This is a genomic window from Undibacterium sp. Xuan67W (assembly GCF_049340165.1).
In the GTDB taxonomy this organism is placed as follows: Bacteria; Pseudomonadota; Gammaproteobacteria; order Burkholderiales; family Burkholderiaceae_D; genus Undibacterium.
In genome coordinates, this window is sequence record NZ_JBMPPN010000003.1 from 204,516 (window position 1) to 222,720 (window position 18,205).

The following is an 18,205-nucleotide window of genomic DNA, read 5'->3' on the forward strand; positions in this document are numbered from 1 at the left end:
AAGACCTCTCACCACAGAGACACTGAGACACAGAGGAAAAGCAGGGGTAGCAGTATTAGCAGTATTAGCAGGAGAGCGCGGTTCCATGAAATATCGATTCAAGGGTTTTTATAATTTCTCAAAACGAATCCGCAGGCGAAATGCGCCTGTTGGCCCGAAAAACCTCTGGAAGCCGCATCCAGCCTACGCATTCAATATCGATAGTGACAGGCAACTTGTCGTTTTTGCGCAAGTCCTGACATATAACACTCACACCAGATTCCTACAAAAGAATTAAATAAGTAATGGGTATCAGTATTTGTGATATCCCTATTTTAATTCCGTATTTTCCTAAATCATCTTAGCGACCTACACTGTGAACACAGCAGATTTCAAAGGAAGTCGAAGAAGCGCTGCAGCGAAATTCATGAAGCTTCTTTTGATATTGCTTTGATTCGGTGAAGCCGGTGACTGGCGGGCGAGCAGCAGTTGGACTAGCTGTTGAGCGGTGGCATAAGCAAGATGTTGCTTTGTTATGAGCAATGCAGAATTTGCTTTTTCGTACGCTTTCGTGCCCGATTGACATCGAATTTTTTACCGGATTCGAATAAAATGGCTGCTATCTCAGCCAACGCAAACTAACCTATACCCGATACCTCGCTATAGGTGACGAGCAAACTTGTGTCTTACCGGACACGACTCATGTTCTTTGCGATCTAAATCACAAATTTTGGAGCCACTATGTCATCTGACCCTACGATGGAGTCTGCTGGACTCACGTCCGCCTCAACTTCTGGAGCGCCTGCATCGCCTGCATCATCCGCACCAGACAGCACCGCAACCCCGAATTCCCCCGCTTTACCTCAGGTCAAATTGAATGACGTCAAGCTCGATGATAAATATACGTCGAATAGCGGCACGATATTTTTGTCCGGCATTCAGGCCTTAGTCCGTTTGCCGATGATACAGCGCCAGCGCGATCTGGCCGAAGGCCTGAACACTGCAGGATTCATTTCCGGTTATCGCGGATCGCCTTTGGGTGGGCTGGATGAAACATTGTGGAAAACCAAAAAATTACTCGAAGATAGTCACGTTAAATTTGTTCCGGGTGTGAACGAGGATCTGGCAGCAACCGCAGTCTGGGGAACACAGACCGTCGATCTGATCGGCCCTGCCAAATACGATGGCGTGTTTGCGATGTGGTACGGAAAAGGCCCCGGTGTAGATCGCTGCGGTGATGTTTTCAAACATATGAACCATGCCGGTACTTCGAAACACGGCGGTGTCTTGCTGGTTGCCGGTGACGACCACGGCGCGTACTCATCGACCTTGCCGCATCAGTCCGACCATATTTTTTCGGCCTGCATGATCCCCATGCTTTATCCCTGCAATGTGCAGGAATACCTGGATCTGGGTTTGCATGCCTGGGCCATGTCCCGCTACTCCGGTTGTGCTGTCGGTTTTAAAGCGCTGGCAGATACGGTTGAATCCAGCTCCTCGGTGGATGCCGATCCCTTCCGCCTGAAGATTGTCTATCCCTCCGATTTTGTGATGCCGGAAGGCGGATTGAATGCCCGTCTGTCGCTGGATACGCTGGGGATACAGGCGCGCAAGCAAGAAGCGCTGATGCAGGATTACAAAATCTATGCAGCGCTGGCGTATGCCCGTGCGAATAAGCTGAATCACACCACCATCGATAGCCCGCATGCCAAGCTCGGTATCGTGGCTTCCGGTAAGTCTTACCTTGATGTACTTGAGGCGATGGAAGAACTTGGTATCGATGAACAATTCGCCGCTGAGATCGGTATTCGTCTTTATAAAGTCTCGATGCCATGGCCGCTGGAGCCTGACGGCGTGCGCGAATTTGCGCAAGGACTGGAGGAGATTCTGGTGGTGGAAGAAAAGCGCCAGATGGTCGAATATCAACTTAAAGAGCAACTCTATAACTGGCGTGACGATGTGCGTCCACGCGTGATCGGTAAGTTCGATGAAAAAGGCGAATGGGTTCATCCACGTGGCGACTGGTTGCTGACATCGAAGGCGGATTTCTCCGTCGCGCAAATTGCTCGTGTCATCGCGGCACGAATTGCCCGCTTATTTCCGTCACCTTACACCAGCGATCTGATCAAAGCGCGTCTGGCTTTTTTAGAAGCAAAAGATGTGGTGCTGAACAAGGACGTGAACACGCCGCCACGTCCGGCGTATTACTGCTCCGGTTGTCCGCATAACACCTCAACTAAAGTGCCTGAGGGCAGTCTCGCGCTGGCAGGGATTGGCTGCCATGTGATGGCGACTGCGATTTACCCCGAATTTAATAAGCTCACTACGCACATGGGCGGCGAAGGGGCGCCATGGATAGGACAAGCGGCATTCTCGACTTTGCCACATGTGTTCCAGAATCTGGGTGACGGTACTTATTTCCACTCGGGTTATCTGGCAATCCGCGCCGCGGTCGCTGCCAGAGTCAATATCACGTATAAAATTTTGTACAACGATGCCGTCGCCATGACAGGCGGACAACCCGTCGATGGCACCATCACGGTGCCGATGATGGCACAGCAAATGGCGGCGGAAGGCGTGAAGCGGATCGCATTGGTGACCGAGGATTTATCGAGATACGCTGACCGCTCTAATTTGCCCGACTTTTTGACCTTGCATGACCGCAAGGATATGGACGCCGTACAGCGAGAATTACGTGAAATCGAAGGGGCGACTGTGCTGATCTATGACCAGACCTGCGCCGCTGAAAAACGTCGTCGTCGCAAGAAAAAAGAATTCCCTGATCCGAACCAGCGCATGTTTATCAACGAAGCCGTGTGTGAGGGCTGCGGTGATTGCGGCGTGCAATCAAACTGCACCTCCATCATGCCGCTGGAAACTGAATTCGGTCGCAAGCGCACGATTGATCAATCCTCCTGCAACAAGGACTATTCCTGCGTCAAAGGATTCTGCCCAAGTTTTGTGACGGTAGAAGGCGGCACCTTGCGCAAGTCGAAAACCGGAACTGCCAAGACCGATGATTTCGGCGGATTGCCAGAGCCGGTATTGCCAGCCTGCGCAGCACCGTACAACATCTTGTTGAATGGTATCGGTGGTACTGGTGTGATTACGATTGGTGCCCTGATCGGCATGGCGGCGCACCTGGAGGGTAAAGGCGTGTCCGTGCTTGATATGACCGGCATGTCGCAGAAGAATGGCTCGGTGACGTCCCATATCCGTATTGCCGACAACGTCGCGCGTTTGCGTGCGCAGCGTATCGCGACCGGCGAGGCCGATCTGATTTTGGGTTGTGACATGCTGACTGCCGGTGCGCATGATGCGATCTCGAAGATGCGTGCTGGTCGCACTCGAGCCGTCGTCAATACGCATGAACAGCCAACCGGTCCTTTCGCCAAAAATCCTGACTGGCAGTTTCCCGCAGAATCGGTTGAGCAACTGATTGCTGAGGCGGTCAGTAACAAGGTCGATTTTATCAATGCCACCCGATTAGCAACTGCTCTGATGGGCGATTCGATTGCGACGAATCTGTTCATGCTCGGCTTCGCCTACCAAAAAGGCGCCATCCCGGTTTCCGAAGCGGCCTTGATGCGCGCCGTCGAGTTAAACGGCGTTGCGATTGAGTCGAATAAAAAAGCCTTCCTGTGGGGTCGCCGTGCTGCCGTTGACCTAGCAAAAGTAGAAAAAATTGCGATCCCGTCATCGCCGGTCATCGTGCAGATGCCGCAAAGTCTGGACAGCCTGATCAAGCGTCGCGTGGACTATCTGACGGCTTATCAGAATGCTGGCTACGCTCAGCAATATCAAGCTCTGGTGAGTCAGGTTCGCACAGCCGAAGCCGCGCTTGGTGCTGGCAATAAACTGGCAACTGCCGTGGCGAAGTATGCATTCAAGCTGATGGCTTACAAGGATGAATATGAAGTGGCACGTCTGTACACCGATGGCCAATTTACCGACAAACTGAAGCAACAGTTTGAAGGCGATTTTTCTTTGAAATTCAATCTGGCGCCGCCGCTGTTATCGAAAAAAGATGGCCAGGGTCATCTGATCAAAGCGCAATATGGTTCCTGGGTCTGGCAGGCGTTTAAGCTACTGGCAAAATGCAAAGGCCTGCGCGGCAGCAAGCTTGATCTCTTTGCTTACACGGATGAGCGCAAAGCCGAGCGCGCCCTGATCGTCAATTATCGTGAGACGATCACGAACCTGCTGAGTGGATTAAACAAAGACAATCTGGAGAAAGCGATCGCCCTTGCCAATTTGCCCGAGCACGTTCGTGGTTTTGGTCATGTCAAAGAAAAAGCCATGAAAAACTACTATGCTGAACAGGCACGTCTGTTGCAAAAGCCGAAAGCACCTGTGATTGGCGAGATTACCCGCGCTGCCTGAGGTGTTTGAATTGTCTGAATTGTCTAAATTGTTTTAGATGTTCATCTTCCAGCAAAATGCTTGCGGGAAGACGAATATGAGCAGTTTTTATATATTCTTTAGTGCCATCCGCAATACTGACGTGGCTTCTCAGGCATTTTGGGCTGAAAAGCCGCATGGATAGTGCGGATTGGTTGTTGAGAATTTTTAAAAAAACTGATCGAACAGGTGAGGTTGGCGTGAATAAACTCCGCCTGACTTCCCATGCTTACTATAGGTTTTTTAGCATTTCCTTTTAAAACGCTGAGTTGTTATTTAGATTGACGTTTACGTTAACGTCATATAACTTAGGTGATCCAACCCGAGACCGACACAAAATTGAAAGAGCGCTAGTTGCACCGTCTCGCATGTCGACAGATTGAGACGTGCGATTGGTACGGCGGTGAGCTGTAATACTGCTGGAGCAGTTTTTGTATCCATCCTGAAATTATTAGAAAATCCAGATTGTTGAGGAAGACATGACCGACCTGTCCGTAGCCCAAAAACTGACCGAATATAAACCAGCCAATAAAGTCCGCTTCGTCACAGCGGCGTCCTTGTTCGACGGCCACGATGCCTCGATCAATATCATGCGACGCATCTTGATGGCGAACGGCGCAGAGGTCATTCATCTCGGGCACAATCGCTCGGTAGAAGAAATCGTCACCGCCGCGTTGCAGGAAGATGCGCAGGGGATCGCGATTTCCAGCTATCAGGGTGGTCATGTCGAATATTTTAAATACATGATCGACTTGCTCAAGCAGCGCGGTGGCGAGCATATCAAGGTATTTGGCGGTGGCGGCGGCGTAATCGTGCCGGATGAAATTGCCGATCTGCACGCTTACGGCGTCACGCGGATTTTTAGCCCTGAGGACGGACAGCGTCTCGGCCTGGTTGGCATGATCCTGTCGATGATACAAGCGTGTGATACCGACCTGTCGAGCTACGCACCGACGACGATTGATCGTTTGCAAAGTGATGATATCGTCGCGATTCATCGTCCGCTGGCCCAGTTGATTACCGCTTTGGAGAATGATCGTGTCGCACCGGAATTGCGCCATGCCTTGCATCAGGCCGCCGACAAGATCACTGCCCCGGCTTTTGGCATCACCGGCACGGGCGGTGCAGGTAAGTCATCACTCACCGATGAGCTGATACGCCGCATACGTCTGGATCAGGATGATCAGCTGAATATCGCGCTTATTTCTATTGACCCCTCACGTCGCAAATCTGGCGGTGCTTTGCTTGGTGACCGTATCCGCATGAATGCGATTAATCCCTGGGGCGGCAAGCTCAAGGTGTTCATGCGTTCACTGGCAACGCGCGAAGCCGGATCTGAAATTTCTCAGGCTTTGCCAGATGTCATCGCTGCCTGCAAGGTTGCCGGCTTTGATCTGGTGATCGTCGAGACCTCTGGTATCGGTCAAGGCGATGCGGCGATCGTGCCGCATGTTGATTTGTCGATGTATGTCATGACACCCGAATTCGGTGCAGCATCGCAATTAGAAAAAATCGACATGCTGGATTTTGCTGACTTCGTGGCGATTAATAAATTTGATCGTAAGGGCGCACAAGACGCTCTGCGTGATGTAGCAAAGCAGTATCAGCGTAACCGGGAAATGTGGACCAAGAAGCCGGATGAAATGCCGGTCTACGGTACCCAGGCATCACGTTTTAACGATGATGGTGTTACGGCCTTATATCAAGGCATCTTGCCTGCGCTGGCTGAGCGCGGACTGAAAATTACGCCGAGCAAACTCGCGCCAGTCCATGCAAAATTCTCCAGCGGAAAAAACGTCATTGTACCCGCCGCACGGACACGCTATCTCGCCGAAATCGCCGACACAGTACGTCAATACCACAGGCACACCGGCAAGCAAGTCGTCTTTGCCCGCGAGCGCCAGCAGTTGCAGGAGTCATCCCGCATGCTGCGTGAGTCGCTGGATAAAGTAGGGCGCAATGCGGCAGCGTTAGGGGATAAGACTCCAGGCTCCCCGCTGGAGACACGCTTGCGCGAAAACGACATTCTGTTTGAGTTGAATACCCTCGCAGAAGAAAAAGACGCTCACCTCGACGCCGAATCTAAGAAACTCATCACCATGTGGCCCGACATGCAGGCCGCCTATTCTGGCGATGAATACGTCGTTAAAATCCGCGACAAAGAAATCCGCACCCAGCTTGTCAGCAGCACCTTGTCAGGTACCAAAATCCGTAAAGTCGCGTTGCCACGCTTTGTCGATCACGGCGAAATCCTGCGCTGGCTGATGTTAGAAAATGTTCCAGGTTCCTTCCCGTTCACGGCCGGTGTATTTGCATTCAAACGCGAAGGCGAAGACCCGACCCGCATGTTCGCCGGTGAAGGCGATCCTTTCCGTACCAACCGTCGTTTTAAACTGGTGTCGCAAGGTATGGATGCCAAGCGCCTGTCCACCGCATTTGATTCGGTGACTTTATACGGTGCTGATCCGGCGATTCGCCCTGATATTTATGGCAAAGTCGGTAACTCAGGTGTGTCGGTCGCAACTCTGGAAGACATGAAAGTGCTGTACGATGGTTTCGATCTCTGCGATCCGGCGACCTCCGTGTCCATGACGATCAATGGTCCGGCACCAACGATTTTGGCCTTCTTTATGAACACCGCCATTGATCAGCAAATGGACAAGTTCCGCGCTGACAATAAGCGTGAACCGACAGCGGACGAATCCGCAAAAATCCGCGCATGGGTATTGATGAATGTACGGGGTACGGTGCAGGCCGATATTCTGAAAGAAGATCAAGGTCAAAACACCTGCATCTTTTCGACCGAATTCTCACTCAAAGTCATGGGCGATATTCAAGAGTATTTCGTGCATCATCAGGTGCGTAATTTCTACTCGGTATCGATCTCCGGCTACCACATCGCCGAAGCTGGTGCGAACCCGATTTCGCAATTGGCATTCACCATGTCGAACGGTTTTACTTTCGTCGAAGCCTACCTCGCACGCGGTATGCATATTGACGATTTTGCCGCCAATCTGTCCTTCTTCTTCAGCAATGGCATGGACCCCGAGTACACGGTCTTAGGTCGCGTGGCACGTCGTATCTGGGCAGTCGCCATGCGCGACAAATACGGCGCGAACGACCGTAGCCAAAAACTGAAATACCATATCCAAACCTCAGGCCGCAGTCTGCACGCACAAGAGATCGACTTCAACGATATCCGCACTACACTGCAAGCTCTGATCGCGATCTACGATAACTGCAACAGCCTTCACACCAACGCCTACGACGAAGCAATCACCACGCCGACTGACGAATCCGTACGTCGCGCCCTGGCGATTCAGCTCATCATCAACCGCGAATGGGGCCTGGCGAAAAACGAAAACCCAATTCAAGGCAGCTTCATCATCGAAGAACTTACCGATCTGGTAGAAGAAGCGGTCATGCAAGAATTCGAACGCATTGCAGAGCGTGGCGGTGTCTTGGGCGCGATGGAAACCGGCTACCAACGCGGCAAGATACAAGAAGAATCCATGCACTACGAACACCTGAAGCACGACGGCACCTTGCCGATCATCGGCGTCAACACCTTCCGCAATCCAAAAGCCAACGATACCCCACAAAAAATCGAACTGGCCCGTTCGACAGACGAAGAGAAACAATCCCAGTTATCTCGTCTGGCAGATTTCCATCAACGCCACGCCCACGAAGCGCCAAAAGCACTGGCCGCATTACAACAGGCAGCGATCAATGATGAAAATGTCTTCGCCAAATTAATGGACGCAGCACGGGTCTGTTCTTTGGGGCAGATTACGACAGCGCTGTTTGAGGTCGGGGGCCAATATCGCAGGAATATGTAATAGTTCAATACAGGCATATATAGCCACATATAGCCACATGTAGTCGCATGCAGTCACCTATTCGGCGGGTGGAACCCGCCGATCATTGCATGTGAGGTCATGCCAAACATCGCGCATTGCACTTGCCCTTGTGGCTTCACGTCACTTATGCGTCGACACAACAAACTTGCCGCTCAATCACCCGCACCATTAAAAAGCCTCGACGTCGGACACACCATCTCAAAATGATGGTGTAAGCCAGATCACCGATAAAAAAGCTTACTGAACATACCTAGAGCTTGCTTGATAACAAGCTGCAACGCTAATAACGCAAATGTCCGAACATTAGATCAAGCAAACGCGGTTTTGCCGAGGTGATGTTTTTGCCCATTTGGTTATACTGGATATTTGATCAATATAACCAGAGACACGCAGCATCCATGCGCCTTTCCAGCGAATTGAAACAAATTGTCTATTTTTAATTTGTCGGTTATCTTTGCAAAATGAAAATTATATCGCGTTGGGCGTCATGAGTAACAATCGAGAAACCTACATCGCGGGAAAGAACACGCGAGCAGATTGGATTGCTCTTCGCGACACGCTCATTGTTGGTGTACCGAATGGCTGGGACAAAGCGTTTACAGAGTTCTTTGAAGCTCGACTGAAGTTGCGCTACCTAGACCCAATACAGGTTCTGCAAGACAAACGCACCTCAAACGGAGAAGGCTTCTCTATCGTCGCCATCCAATGCAGTCTGATTGAGTTTTTCGAGTCCATGGAACAAGGGAAGAACTATCGGCACTGCAACAGGGGCGAACAGCCAGCTCAGTTTGAGTACTCGAAGAGCAAGAAGCTGTTTGTCAAATTCCTCAGCACCCAACCCCCGTTCTCAGAAGCGTTCAGCGAGGGAGCTGCCGAAGATTTCTATGCCAACGTGCGCTGCGGCCTTGTTCATGAGGCTCGTACAAAGAATGGGTGGCGAATACTCGCAAACGACACCAACGGCCGATTTGTCTCTGTGGCTGATCGGATTGTTTACCGCAATGACTTTCAACTCGCCATAAAGTCGTACGTACGGGCCTATGGTCAGAAGTTGCCAAACGACCCTGCTCTCCAGGAAGCATTCATTCGCAAGTTCAACAGCCTAACCGAGTAGCGTCGTGACGCCCAACCCTTCAATCGAGAGGACGTGCCCCGGCAAGCCGGGTCACGCCTCTCATCTCAAACGTTAGAGCACTTGTATGTCATTCGAAAATTTGCGACTTCACGACGCAACTCTCTCAGCTGCACATATCAGCTGGGAAGCAGCTCAGTGCGACTTTCGGGTACATCCGGTCGGTCAAAATGTACATTGGTTGATTTTCGAGGGGTTCACGCATCTCGAATTCCCGCGACACGAAAGTTGGGGACCTTCGGTATCTATCAACTCATTAAAGCAACCGCTATCTGATATGTTTGAAATTGAACTTCAGTCTGGAGATGTGTTATGCGTTGAGGCTTCGAATTGGAGTTGCCGGGCAGTGATAGAAGAATGACCTGCTCTAACAGGATGGTTGATCGGACTGGCCGCGATGCGGCTTAGATTTTCTTAATTTTGTGTGCGGCCATCCGCTGACCGTTGCGTTATACATTTCAATAGGAAGCATCGTGGATTGGGGAAAGTTTGAAATTGAAATTGAGCGATTTCCTGCTAGATCCATAGAGGGAAAAAATATCGCAGCTCCTGCTAAAGACTATCTTGAAAACGTTGGGCTTCCTTCGAGGTGTGCGCCACACCTGCATTTTGGTTCATTTAGTAATGTATACCTGCCATTGCTAAGTGAATGGCCTTGGGCAGATGACTGGAGAAATTCATATCAAGTAGCAATTACCATATGTCCAAATGCATATGTAGTCGGCTCTGCACAGCATGATGAGCCCATTGTCTTATTGCCAGATAACACGTCTGTCCATATATTTACAGAGGCAGGAGAGCAATTACAGCGATTGAATACAAGCTTAGAAAATTTGGCAAGCACAGTTTTTGCCTTTGCAGAAATGGTTGAATGCGCCACTATTGAGTGTAGTAGCTCGGTTTCCGAATGTCGTGTTCCATATTCTCTAGCAGAGATATTCATAAATAAATTTCTGGCGCTTGAGCCTAGTCTGCGTGAATCTAATTCTCCATGGGTGTTATGGACAAATGAGAGATGCAAAAATGCATAACAAGTCGCTCAAGGGCGCTTCGCTGGACAGCCTCAAGCGGCGAATGCTTCGCATTATATGCGCCGCTTGTGTATGCTCCTTAGCTCTGCGTTAAGCACCTCAATACATCATTACGCAATTCAAAGGAGCCAGTCAGGTGAAAAACTGTAAGCTAATCTTGTTTCTCGCAGTGACGCTCATTCCTGCCGTAGGGATTTGTCAATCACTCGGCTATGCCGATGCTGATAACCCTAGTGAAGCTGTTGGAATGATGCAGACAACAATGCTCACTGCACGAATCATGAAGGAGGAGTGTATCAAGCGCTTTCCAGAACTGACTCCGCAGCTAGACGGAAATCTGTCAAAGTGGCAAGCCAAAGAGGCTGATGCGATTCGCAAATCAAATTTCTATTGGGCTCAGATGGTGAAGAAGGATCCCAGCGCGGCGAAACAAATGCCGATGGTGGAGGCTGCAGTGAGGAAGGGACTAACGGCCGTTTCCGAAATGCCAAGCGAGGCTGGTACCAAGACATTCTCGAACACCTGTACACAACACTTCTCTGCTCTCGCATCCGGTATTTGGCGAACACGAACGCCAAACGCTTACAAGTACCTAGATTCAGCACCGTAAATGCGGATCGGCTATGCTTAACTATTCACATATTGACTCTCCCCAAATTACAAGTAATTAGTCAATAGTTCTGACATGAGGAATAAGCCTATGATCGTCAAGGGTCTTTCTTCACGACCTTTCGATTTCGATGTATGAGGTTGGTTGCCAGATCTTTGTATTGCATCTGGGCTTTACCTAAAGCCCAATTAAAGGTGCGAGAAGTGCTAAAGTAAGTGAACTTTTTTTCTCAAAATAATCTTCATCCACTTTTTGTCTTACTCCTGACTACTAGGTTTTACTTATGCTTCTCCCTCTGACCGACAATATCTGGCATGTTCAGCATGCATTTGTTGTGAGCGGTGTGCCGATCACTTCGCGCATGACGATTATCCGATTGACGAGTGGTGCGCTTTGGGTGCATTCGCCGGTACCTGTCGATAGCACAACTAAAGCGCAGATTGATGCCTTGGGGCCTGTCGAATTTATTGTTGCTCCGAGCAAGGCGCATCATTTGTTTGCGAAGAAATTTGCTGAACACTATCCATCTGCGAATTTATACGGAGCACTGGGACTTGCTGATAAACGACCTGATTTAACGCGCTTGCAAACCTTGACGCCTGAGCCAGGGATATGGGCACCGGAATTGTCCTATCTGCTTTTTAATGGCATTCCTTTTGCCAACGAAACGGTGTGGTTTCACATGCCGACCAAGACCTTAGTGCTGACCGATCTGTGCCAGTGGTGGCAGGGTGATTTGCCGTGGCAATCCAGATTGTGGAATGGGTTGACGGGTGTTCGCCAGCGCTTTGATGTGCCTAGATCGGTGAGGATGCTGGTGCGTGATAAGGCGGCGGCCAAAGTGAGTGCTGGCCAAATATTGGAGTGGCCGATACAGCGTATCGTCATGGCACATAATTCTGTCATTGAGCAGGACGCACACAATGAACTGCAGCGTGCGTTCCGGCATTTTCTGTAGCGAATTGGAAATGGTATTTGTGTGAGTTTGGTATTTCTTATAAAAAGCTGTCCTACTTTTCTACGAATCAATAGGAACGAACAGGAATGAACAGGAATGAGATCGTGAAAGGATTTTTGCATGTCTGCTTATGAATTAGCGCAACTGAATATCGCTGTCATGAAAGAGCCGCTCGATTCGCCCGTGATGGCTGATTTTGTCGCAAACCTTGATCGTATTAATGCGCTCGCAGAGACCTCAGAGGGTTTCGTATGGCGGCTGCAAACAGAAGAGGGCGATGCGACTGCAGTACGTCCTTTGGGAGACGAGACCTTAATTAATATGTCGGTCTGGCGCGATGTTGAATCCCTCAATAAATATGTATACGGATCTGCTCATGTTGAGATTATGCGTCGTCGTAAGGAATGGTTCGAACGCATGCAGGAGTCGTATGTCGTGCTCTGGTGGGTGAGCAAAGGACATCGCCCTAGCCTGGATGAGGCAATAGCAAAATTAGCTTTGCTGAGATCAGCAGGACCGAATGAGGCTGCATTTACTTTTAAGAATCCGTATGCACCACCCGATGCGATCCAGAGTCGCTCCCCCGCATCATTTGACGATGCCTGTCCTGCAAACTGAGTATGTATATTTGATCAATTTTGTGTGTACAGACTGATTCAACTCAAAGTGATCGCACAAATCTGCTGGCAAGCAAAGGCGTCCGGTTATACTACCGGCCTTGTTTACTTATGCTTTAACGCACTTTGAAAGAATGTATGTCAACACTACCAGCTTGCCCGCAATGCGCCATGGAAAATACTTATCCTGATGGCGATAACTATATTTGTGCTGACTGCGGTCACGAATGGCCAATGGTGGCCAGTGCGACTTCAGAGGACAGCGACGACAGAATCGTGAAAGATTCTAACGGTAACGTTTTGAGTGATGGTGACGCCGTTGTGTTGATTAAGGACCTCAAGGTCAAAGGTTCTTCGACCACTTTGAAAATGGGAACGAAGGTCAAAAGTATTCGCCTAGTCGGCGGCGATCATGAAGTCGATTGCAAAATGGATGCCGGTAGTTTTATGCTGAAGGCTTGTTATTTGAAGAAGGTTTGAGTTTTTTGAACGCATATCTCGTATCTTTATTTTCATGACGCATCTGTCGAGAGCGGTGATATGAGCTGAATTGAGTTGAACCGATGAATAAAAAAACCTCACCGCAGTGAGGTTTTTTTATTATTTACTTCTGAATTGCCGAGAGAGCTCGAAGTTGTCTCGATAAAATATCCTGTATCTGGGGAAGTACGGGAGTGCCTCTTTTGTTCAACTCTGCAAGAGATTTGTCCTGCGCTAATCTGGCATTGGCGATCGCTTGTGCGGTAGCCGGATTGACTACCAAGTCGGACTTTTCAGTTGCTGGCGCTATCTGACCTTGCACAAAGCTTTTTGATGCCGTCCTGAATGCAACCCAGTTTTCGCCGCTTCCGGAGAGCGTCGCCGTTTTTAGGTAAGTCCAGTGCGTACCTTCCATGCGGTTGAAACCCGTAAATTTGAACAGGAAAAACTGATAATACGAGGTGGATGAGTCGAGAATGATGGACCAATATCCGGTACTCGCATCATAGGAGCATAGGGCGATGCTTGCGCTTGATCCTGTTCTGTATCCCTGGAGGTAATTTGTACCGTCGGCTCCGATGTAGGTGGTGTTAAATTTGATTCTTTCGCCGTAGTAGACTGGATAACTTGGGCTACCATAAACCCCTGACCATTCGCCATAACAGGCATTAGGGTAGCGTGTATTATCACCGTTCGCAAAATCGAAACGAGTGATTTGCGTGGTGTATCCCATGATAGTCAGGCTTGCATCTTTGGCACCATTAAACTTGATCGTTATAGAGCCGACATCGACGCTTTGAGGCGTTCCTTGGGAGCATCCAAAGCAAGAGCCATTGACTGCTTTGACGACTCGCCCTGTGTACGTGGAGTCTCCTGTTAAGGTACCTGAGCTGTAATACCAGACGGGTTGTTTGTTCAAATCGTAGGTATAGGCGGCGACAAAAACCTGATTATCCTGAATTTCAATTGAATAGCCTCTGCCAGCTTCTGAGGCGTTCCACCACCAGCCAGATTCAGGCATATTGGCGTGGGCAGAACCGATCAAAGAGCAGAAAAAAAGAAAGAATATCGTCAGGCGTCGAATTACCATTTTTTTGCAATACGGAAATTTGAAGTTGCTGAAGTGTATCATATCACTTGTAAATAAGTAACTAGTTGTAAGTAATTTGTAGGGATGGGATGCTCTAGATGGAAAGCGTAATCAAGCGCAATTAATTTATTTTTTAAAATCCGGTGTATTCACCTGTTTATTTAAATGTAAAAAGATTAACATTATCTTTGTGCTTGTTTTATCCTGTGATGCGGTGAATTAACTTAAGGAGACTTTCTGTGTATCAGCGCGCTTACATCTATTTTTCTCTGGCAACGCTTGTCGCCTTCCTCGGTTTTTTCCCTTCGTATTTTTCACGTTTAGGCTCCACAGATGCGGCTCACCATTTCCACGGCATCATGGCCTCGGCGTGGATGCTGATGCTAGTGTTACAGGCCTGGCTGATGCGGCAAAAGAAAATGGTGCTACATCGCAGCATCGGTAAATTGTCGATCGTGATCGCCCCCTTGTTTTGGGTATCGGGTTTGTTGGTGATGCACGTGATGCTGGCGAGTGACAGTCCGTTTTCTAAGATTTTTGGTAAGCGTTTAGCTTTTCTTGATCTCACCACCATCTTGTACTTTGCCTTTGCGTATATCGCGGCGATTTACTATCGATCCAATGTTCAGTTGCATGCGCGGTTTATGGCGTCGACGGCGATACTGGTGTTACCTCCTGCACTTGCCCGCTTCCTTGGTAATTATGTTCCCGGAATCAGTTCGTTTGAGATGTCGGTTTACAGCAGCTACATTCTCAGCCTGCTCATCGTCGTATTGTTATTGTTAGACGACAAGCGACTGGGGCGCATCCGGATGCCATATGTTGGATTGCTACTGTTACTGCTCGCGCAGCTTGTGGGTTTCATGAGCATTCACCAGGTGAACGCGTGGGTGCAATGGTGTAATTGGTTTGCTGCGCTTTAAGTTATCTGCCATTCCATTTGGGGGGGGCGTGTTGATTATTCGATGGCATCTTGCTGACACCAGGTTCCAATTACTTTTATGCAACCAGAAAATTTACAACTTCTTGTGACGCGTACGATGCCTTACGGAAAATACCAAGGTCGCTTGCTGGCAGATCTGCCAGGACATTATCTCGGCTGGTTTGCGCGCGAGGGTTTTCCTCAAGGTGAGCTGGGTAGTCTGATCGCCCTGATGTATGAGCTGGATCACAATAACCTGCGATCCTTGTTGGATCCTTTGCGATCAGCGTGATGGTACTTAATCCGGATTGATGTAAAAAACCAGAACTCCTCACCGCTGAAAATAGACAAGAGTAAGCGGCGCTGATGTGGTGATTTTAAAAATGAATCCGCAAGCCAGATGCACCTCGTGGCACGAAATGCCTCTGGAAGCCGCATCCAGCTTGCGGTTTAGTGTCATTTTCGGCAGGTAGTCTTTCGTTTTACCGAGGTCATGTTAATACACATCACGTCTATATCTGCCATCGTCCAATAATTGTTCTAAGACCTCGTCACCAATGATCTGTCTTAGTGCGCGGTCAACACCATCTGCCATGCCCGCCAGGCTGCCGCATACATAGATGGCGGCGCCGTCTTGTACCCAACTAAGGAGCGTCGCCGCATTGTCTAGGAGCTTGTCCTGAACATAGATACGTTGTTCCTGATCGCGTGAAAATGCGAGATCGAGTCGTTGCAGCACACCTTGATTTTGCCAGGTACGGATTTCTTCGCGGTAGAAGAAATCCTGATGCTCATTTCGCTCGCCAAAGATCAGCCAGTTCGATTGCTGTCCGTCGGCTGCTCGCTGTTTGAGGTGGGCGCGTAATCCGGCCAAGCCGGTACCGTTGCCAATCAAGATCATGGGCTGACCAGTAGCAGGCGGATGAAAACTGCGGTTTTCACGGATACGTACGGCAATCTCGGCGCCTACTCTGGCATACGCTGTCAGCCAGCCGGAGCCGATGCCGAGTTTGCCGTTTGCCTGCTTTACCTGGCGTACTAAAAGCTCAAGTGCGCCATCTGTTGGAATCGACGCAATCGAATATTCACGATGGGGTAGTGTGACCGGATCACTGGAGGTTCGGATGTGGTCAGGAGGAAATTCGGGACCGATTTCTACAATATCGCCCGCGCGCCACTGCGGCTCACTGTTTGCTGGTGGTGTTAAAACGATGTGAAAGGCGGCGCCGCCAACACTACCCGGATTGAGCAACTGTCGTGCCGTCAAGGTCCAACGCTCGTAGCTGGGCTGGCTCCAGTCCGCCATATCGGTATGACCGCTCAGAGTGCCGAGATGATGCTGCCAGTGACGCAGCGCTCCTTCGTCACCATTATCGACCTCGACCAGGTCAAACAAACCAGAGGCATGATGTTGCCTTAACCATTGATCGAGCTGATGGCCGAACGCACAGTAATGCTGGTAATTACGATCACCGAGCGCGAGTATGCCGTAGCTCAATCCAGACAAATCAAGTTGCTGGCTCATCGCATGACGAGTGAATTTTGCTGCCTGATCCGGAGCATCGCCTTCTCCTGTGGTACTGACGATGAACAGGAGGCGAGATAAAGTGTGCGACATCTGAAGGAGCCGCTCAGTCGTCAGGTCCTTGATGGACATGAGCTGCACGGACATATCGGCGTCGTGCAGGCTTCGTGCCGTCTGACGGGCTAATTGTTCGGCGTAACCCGTTTGGCTCGCGTACACAACGACGATAGCCGGATGAGCATGGCCGGATGTCAGTGCCGGTAACACATCGGGTTTGCGCGCCTGATGTGCCTGTCGGATCGCACTACAAAACACCAGATAGGCGAGGACAACCAGCGCGGCGAGTGAGTAAGCCTGCTGTGCAGGCGTCATGCCCAGAGCGTGATGACCCAGATAGATGCCGCAACAACTTAGAAATATAAAAAGTCCGGTCAGCAAGAATGGCTTGATTCGTTCAAACATAGGGATTAATTTATGCATCCAGCATCGCCTGCATGGCGTTACTCATATGCTCGGTAAAGTGATTGTCGGTATTGTCGCGGACTACGTCATAAGATAAAAACAGCGCCGCGACATGCAGTTGATTGGCGTAGGCTAGACCTTGCTCTGCTCCCATGACCATCATAGCCGTCGCCAATGCGTCTGCCACCATACATTCCGCATGACATACCGTGACAGAGGCAAGCGGATGCGTGACCGGATATGTGGTACGCGGATCAATCGTATGAGAATAGCGATGCCCATTTTTTTCTATATAACGACGATAGTCGCCGGACGTGGCGACGGATAAACCATGCAATGCAAGGATCTTCATCCGATCCTGCGCAGAAGGTGTGGCTTGTCCTATAGCCGGAGCTTGTTCCAGTTCTACCCACCAGGGCTGGTGATCCGGCTTGGTGCCAAAGCCGCGTAACTCACCACCGACTTCGACCAGATAAGATGGAATCGCTTGCGACTCCAGATAGCGGGCAACTTGATCGACGCCAAAGCCTTTGGCAATCGACGATAAATCGATTGCCAGCCCGCCTGGTTGATAAGCACGCTGATTTACCCGGTCAAGTTGGAGCTTTTGCCAGCCTGAGGATTGCTTTGCGTCTTGCAAGGCTGGATCTCCCGGCAAGTCATCATGCTTGTCCGGTCCAAAGCCCCAAAGATTGACGATCCGGCCAATGCTGGGATCGTAGGCACCGGCGCTTTGCTGTGCGATAAAGACGGCGTAATCCAGTACCTTAAAAAACTCCGCAGGCAGGCGATGCCACGTACCCGCAGCAGCCTGATTAAATTGACAGAGATCAGAACTCGCCAGCCACGTACTCATCTGCGCGACAACTTGATCGAGTTGTGCCTGAATACCTTGTTCCAGCATCTGAAGCTGGTTCTGCAACTGTGGCCCGCCAGAGACAAGCAGTTTTACCGACCAGGTAGTGCCCATGGTATGACCGGATAACGGCATAAGCTGCGCATCCGGCGGTAGTGCGGGTGGTTCAGTGAAGCTGAGAGGGATAAATACCTGTTTCATTAAAGCGGACTTTGTTCTGAAGCTTGTTATGGTCAGGACTTACGCAAAAACCAAGACGTCTCACCACAGAGGCATGGGGGG

The 18,205-nt window shown here is 50.0% G+C and carries 13 protein-coding genes; 10 read left to right on the forward strand and 3 right to left on the reverse strand.

What is annotated here, in order from left to right; genetic code table 11:
- Positions 1 to 720 precede the first annotated feature (720 nt).
- From ACO0LE_RS04070 to ACO0LE_RS04105, 8 genes are all read left to right on the forward strand, one after another.
- Positions 721 to 4,362 (forward strand): indolepyruvate ferredoxin oxidoreductase family protein, encoded by a 3,642-nt coding sequence (locus ACO0LE_RS04070; RefSeq protein WP_422959132.1) that lies wholly within the window; start codon positions 721 to 723, stop codon positions 4,360 to 4,362.
- Between the two features lie 497 nt (positions 4,363 to 4,859).
- Positions 4,860 to 8,219, forward strand: coding sequence for a fused isobutyryl-CoA mutase/GTPase IcmF (gene icmF, locus ACO0LE_RS04075; RefSeq protein WP_422959133.1), 3,360 nt, complete (start codon positions 4,860 to 4,862; stop codon positions 8,217 to 8,219).
- A 475-nt stretch (positions 8,220 to 8,694) separates the two neighbouring features.
- Entirely contained in the window at positions 8,695 to 9,354 is a 660-nt protein-coding gene (locus tag ACO0LE_RS04080; protein WP_422959134.1) for a hypothetical protein, read from the forward strand.
- A 491-nt stretch (positions 9,355 to 9,845) separates the two neighbouring features.
- The gene (locus ACO0LE_RS04085) at positions 9,846 to 10,403 is read left to right on the forward strand and encodes an SUKH-4 family immunity protein (RefSeq protein WP_422959135.1); all 558 of its coding nucleotides are present in this window, start codon (positions 9,846 to 9,848) and stop codon (positions 10,401 to 10,403) included.
- A gap of 157 nt (positions 10,404 to 10,560) precedes the next feature.
- Positions 10,561 to 11,013: a hypothetical protein gene (locus ACO0LE_RS04090; RefSeq protein WP_422959136.1), complete on the forward strand. Its 453-nt coding sequence runs from the start codon at positions 10,561 to 10,563 to the stop codon at positions 11,011 to 11,013.
- Between the two features lie 283 nt (positions 11,014 to 11,296).
- Positions 11,297 to 11,971: a DUF4336 domain-containing protein gene (locus ACO0LE_RS04095; protein ID WP_422959137.1), complete on the forward strand. Its 675-nt coding sequence runs from the start codon at positions 11,297 to 11,299 to the stop codon at positions 11,969 to 11,971.
- 120 nt (positions 11,972 to 12,091) lie between these two features.
- Positions 12,092 to 12,589: a DUF3291 domain-containing protein gene (locus ACO0LE_RS04100; protein WP_422959138.1), complete on the forward strand. Its 498-nt coding sequence runs from the start codon at positions 12,092 to 12,094 to the stop codon at positions 12,587 to 12,589.
- Positions 12,590 to 12,726: 137 nt separating this feature from the next.
- Positions 12,727 to 13,068, forward strand: coding sequence for a zinc ribbon domain-containing protein YjdM (locus ACO0LE_RS04105; RefSeq protein ID WP_422959139.1), 342 nt, complete (start codon positions 12,727 to 12,729; stop codon positions 13,066 to 13,068).
- Between the two features lie 124 nt (positions 13,069 to 13,192).
- On the opposite strand, the gene ACO0LE_RS04110 is transcribed toward ACO0LE_RS04105, so the two are convergent.
- Positions 13,193 to 14,113: a hypothetical protein gene (locus tag ACO0LE_RS04110; protein ID WP_422959140.1), complete on the reverse strand. Its 921-nt coding sequence runs from the start codon at positions 14,111 to 14,113 to the stop codon at positions 13,193 to 13,195.
- A 284-nt stretch (positions 14,114 to 14,397) separates the two neighbouring features.
- Between ACO0LE_RS04110 and ACO0LE_RS04115 the strand changes: the two genes are divergently transcribed.
- Positions 14,398 to 15,081, forward strand: a complete 684-nt coding sequence (locus tag ACO0LE_RS04115) for a hypothetical protein (protein ID WP_422959141.1) — start codon at positions 14,398 to 14,400, stop codon at positions 15,079 to 15,081.
- 78 nt (positions 15,082 to 15,159) lie between these two features.
- Positions 15,160 to 15,372, forward strand: a complete 213-nt coding sequence (locus ACO0LE_RS04120) for a DUF3820 family protein (RefSeq protein WP_422959142.1) — start codon at positions 15,160 to 15,162, stop codon at positions 15,370 to 15,372.
- Between the two features lie 204 nt (positions 15,373 to 15,576).
- On the opposite strand, the gene ACO0LE_RS04125 is transcribed toward ACO0LE_RS04120, so the two are convergent.
- Positions 15,577 to 17,085: a sulfite reductase subunit alpha gene (locus tag ACO0LE_RS04125; protein ID WP_422959143.1), complete on the reverse strand. Its 1,509-nt coding sequence runs from the start codon at positions 17,083 to 17,085 to the stop codon at positions 15,577 to 15,579.
- Positions 17,078 to 18,124 carry an FAD:protein FMN transferase gene (locus ACO0LE_RS04130; protein WP_422959144.1) on the reverse strand — a complete coding sequence of 349 codons (1,047 nt, stop codon included), beginning with the start codon at positions 18,122 to 18,124 and terminating at the stop codon, positions 17,078 to 17,080. Before ACO0LE_RS04130 ends, ACO0LE_RS04125 begins: the two co-directional genes overlap by 8 nt.
- Positions 18,125 to 18,205: the final 81 nt, after the last annotated feature.

Bases quoted from the DNA above. Each gene is read 5' to 3' on its own strand.
- icmF (WP_422959133.1), top strand. From the start codon at position 4,860: ATGACCGACCTGTCCGTAGCCCAAAAACTGACCGAATATAAACCAGCC.
- ACO0LE_RS04070 (WP_422959132.1), top strand. From the start codon at position 721: ATGTCATCTGACCCTACGATGGAGTCTGCTGGACTCACGTCCGCCTCA.
- ACO0LE_RS04105 (WP_422959139.1), top strand. From the start codon at position 12,727: ATGTCAACACTACCAGCTTGCCCGCAATGCGCCATGGAAAATACTTAT.
- ACO0LE_RS04130 (WP_422959144.1), bottom strand. From the start codon at position 18,124: ATGAAACAGGTATTTATCCCTCTCAGCTTCACTGAACCACCCGCACTA.
- ACO0LE_RS04120 (WP_422959142.1), top strand. From the start codon at position 15,160: ATGCAACCAGAAAATTTACAACTTCTTGTGACGCGTACGATGCCTTAC.
- ACO0LE_RS04125 (WP_422959143.1), bottom strand. From the start codon at position 17,085: ATGCATAAATTAATCCCTATGTTTGAACGAATCAAGCCATTCTTGCTG.
- ACO0LE_RS04100 (WP_422959138.1), top strand. From the start codon at position 12,092: ATGTCTGCTTATGAATTAGCGCAACTGAATATCGCTGTCATGAAAGAG.
- ACO0LE_RS04095 (WP_422959137.1), top strand. From the start codon at position 11,297: ATGCTTCTCCCTCTGACCGACAATATCTGGCATGTTCAGCATGCATTT.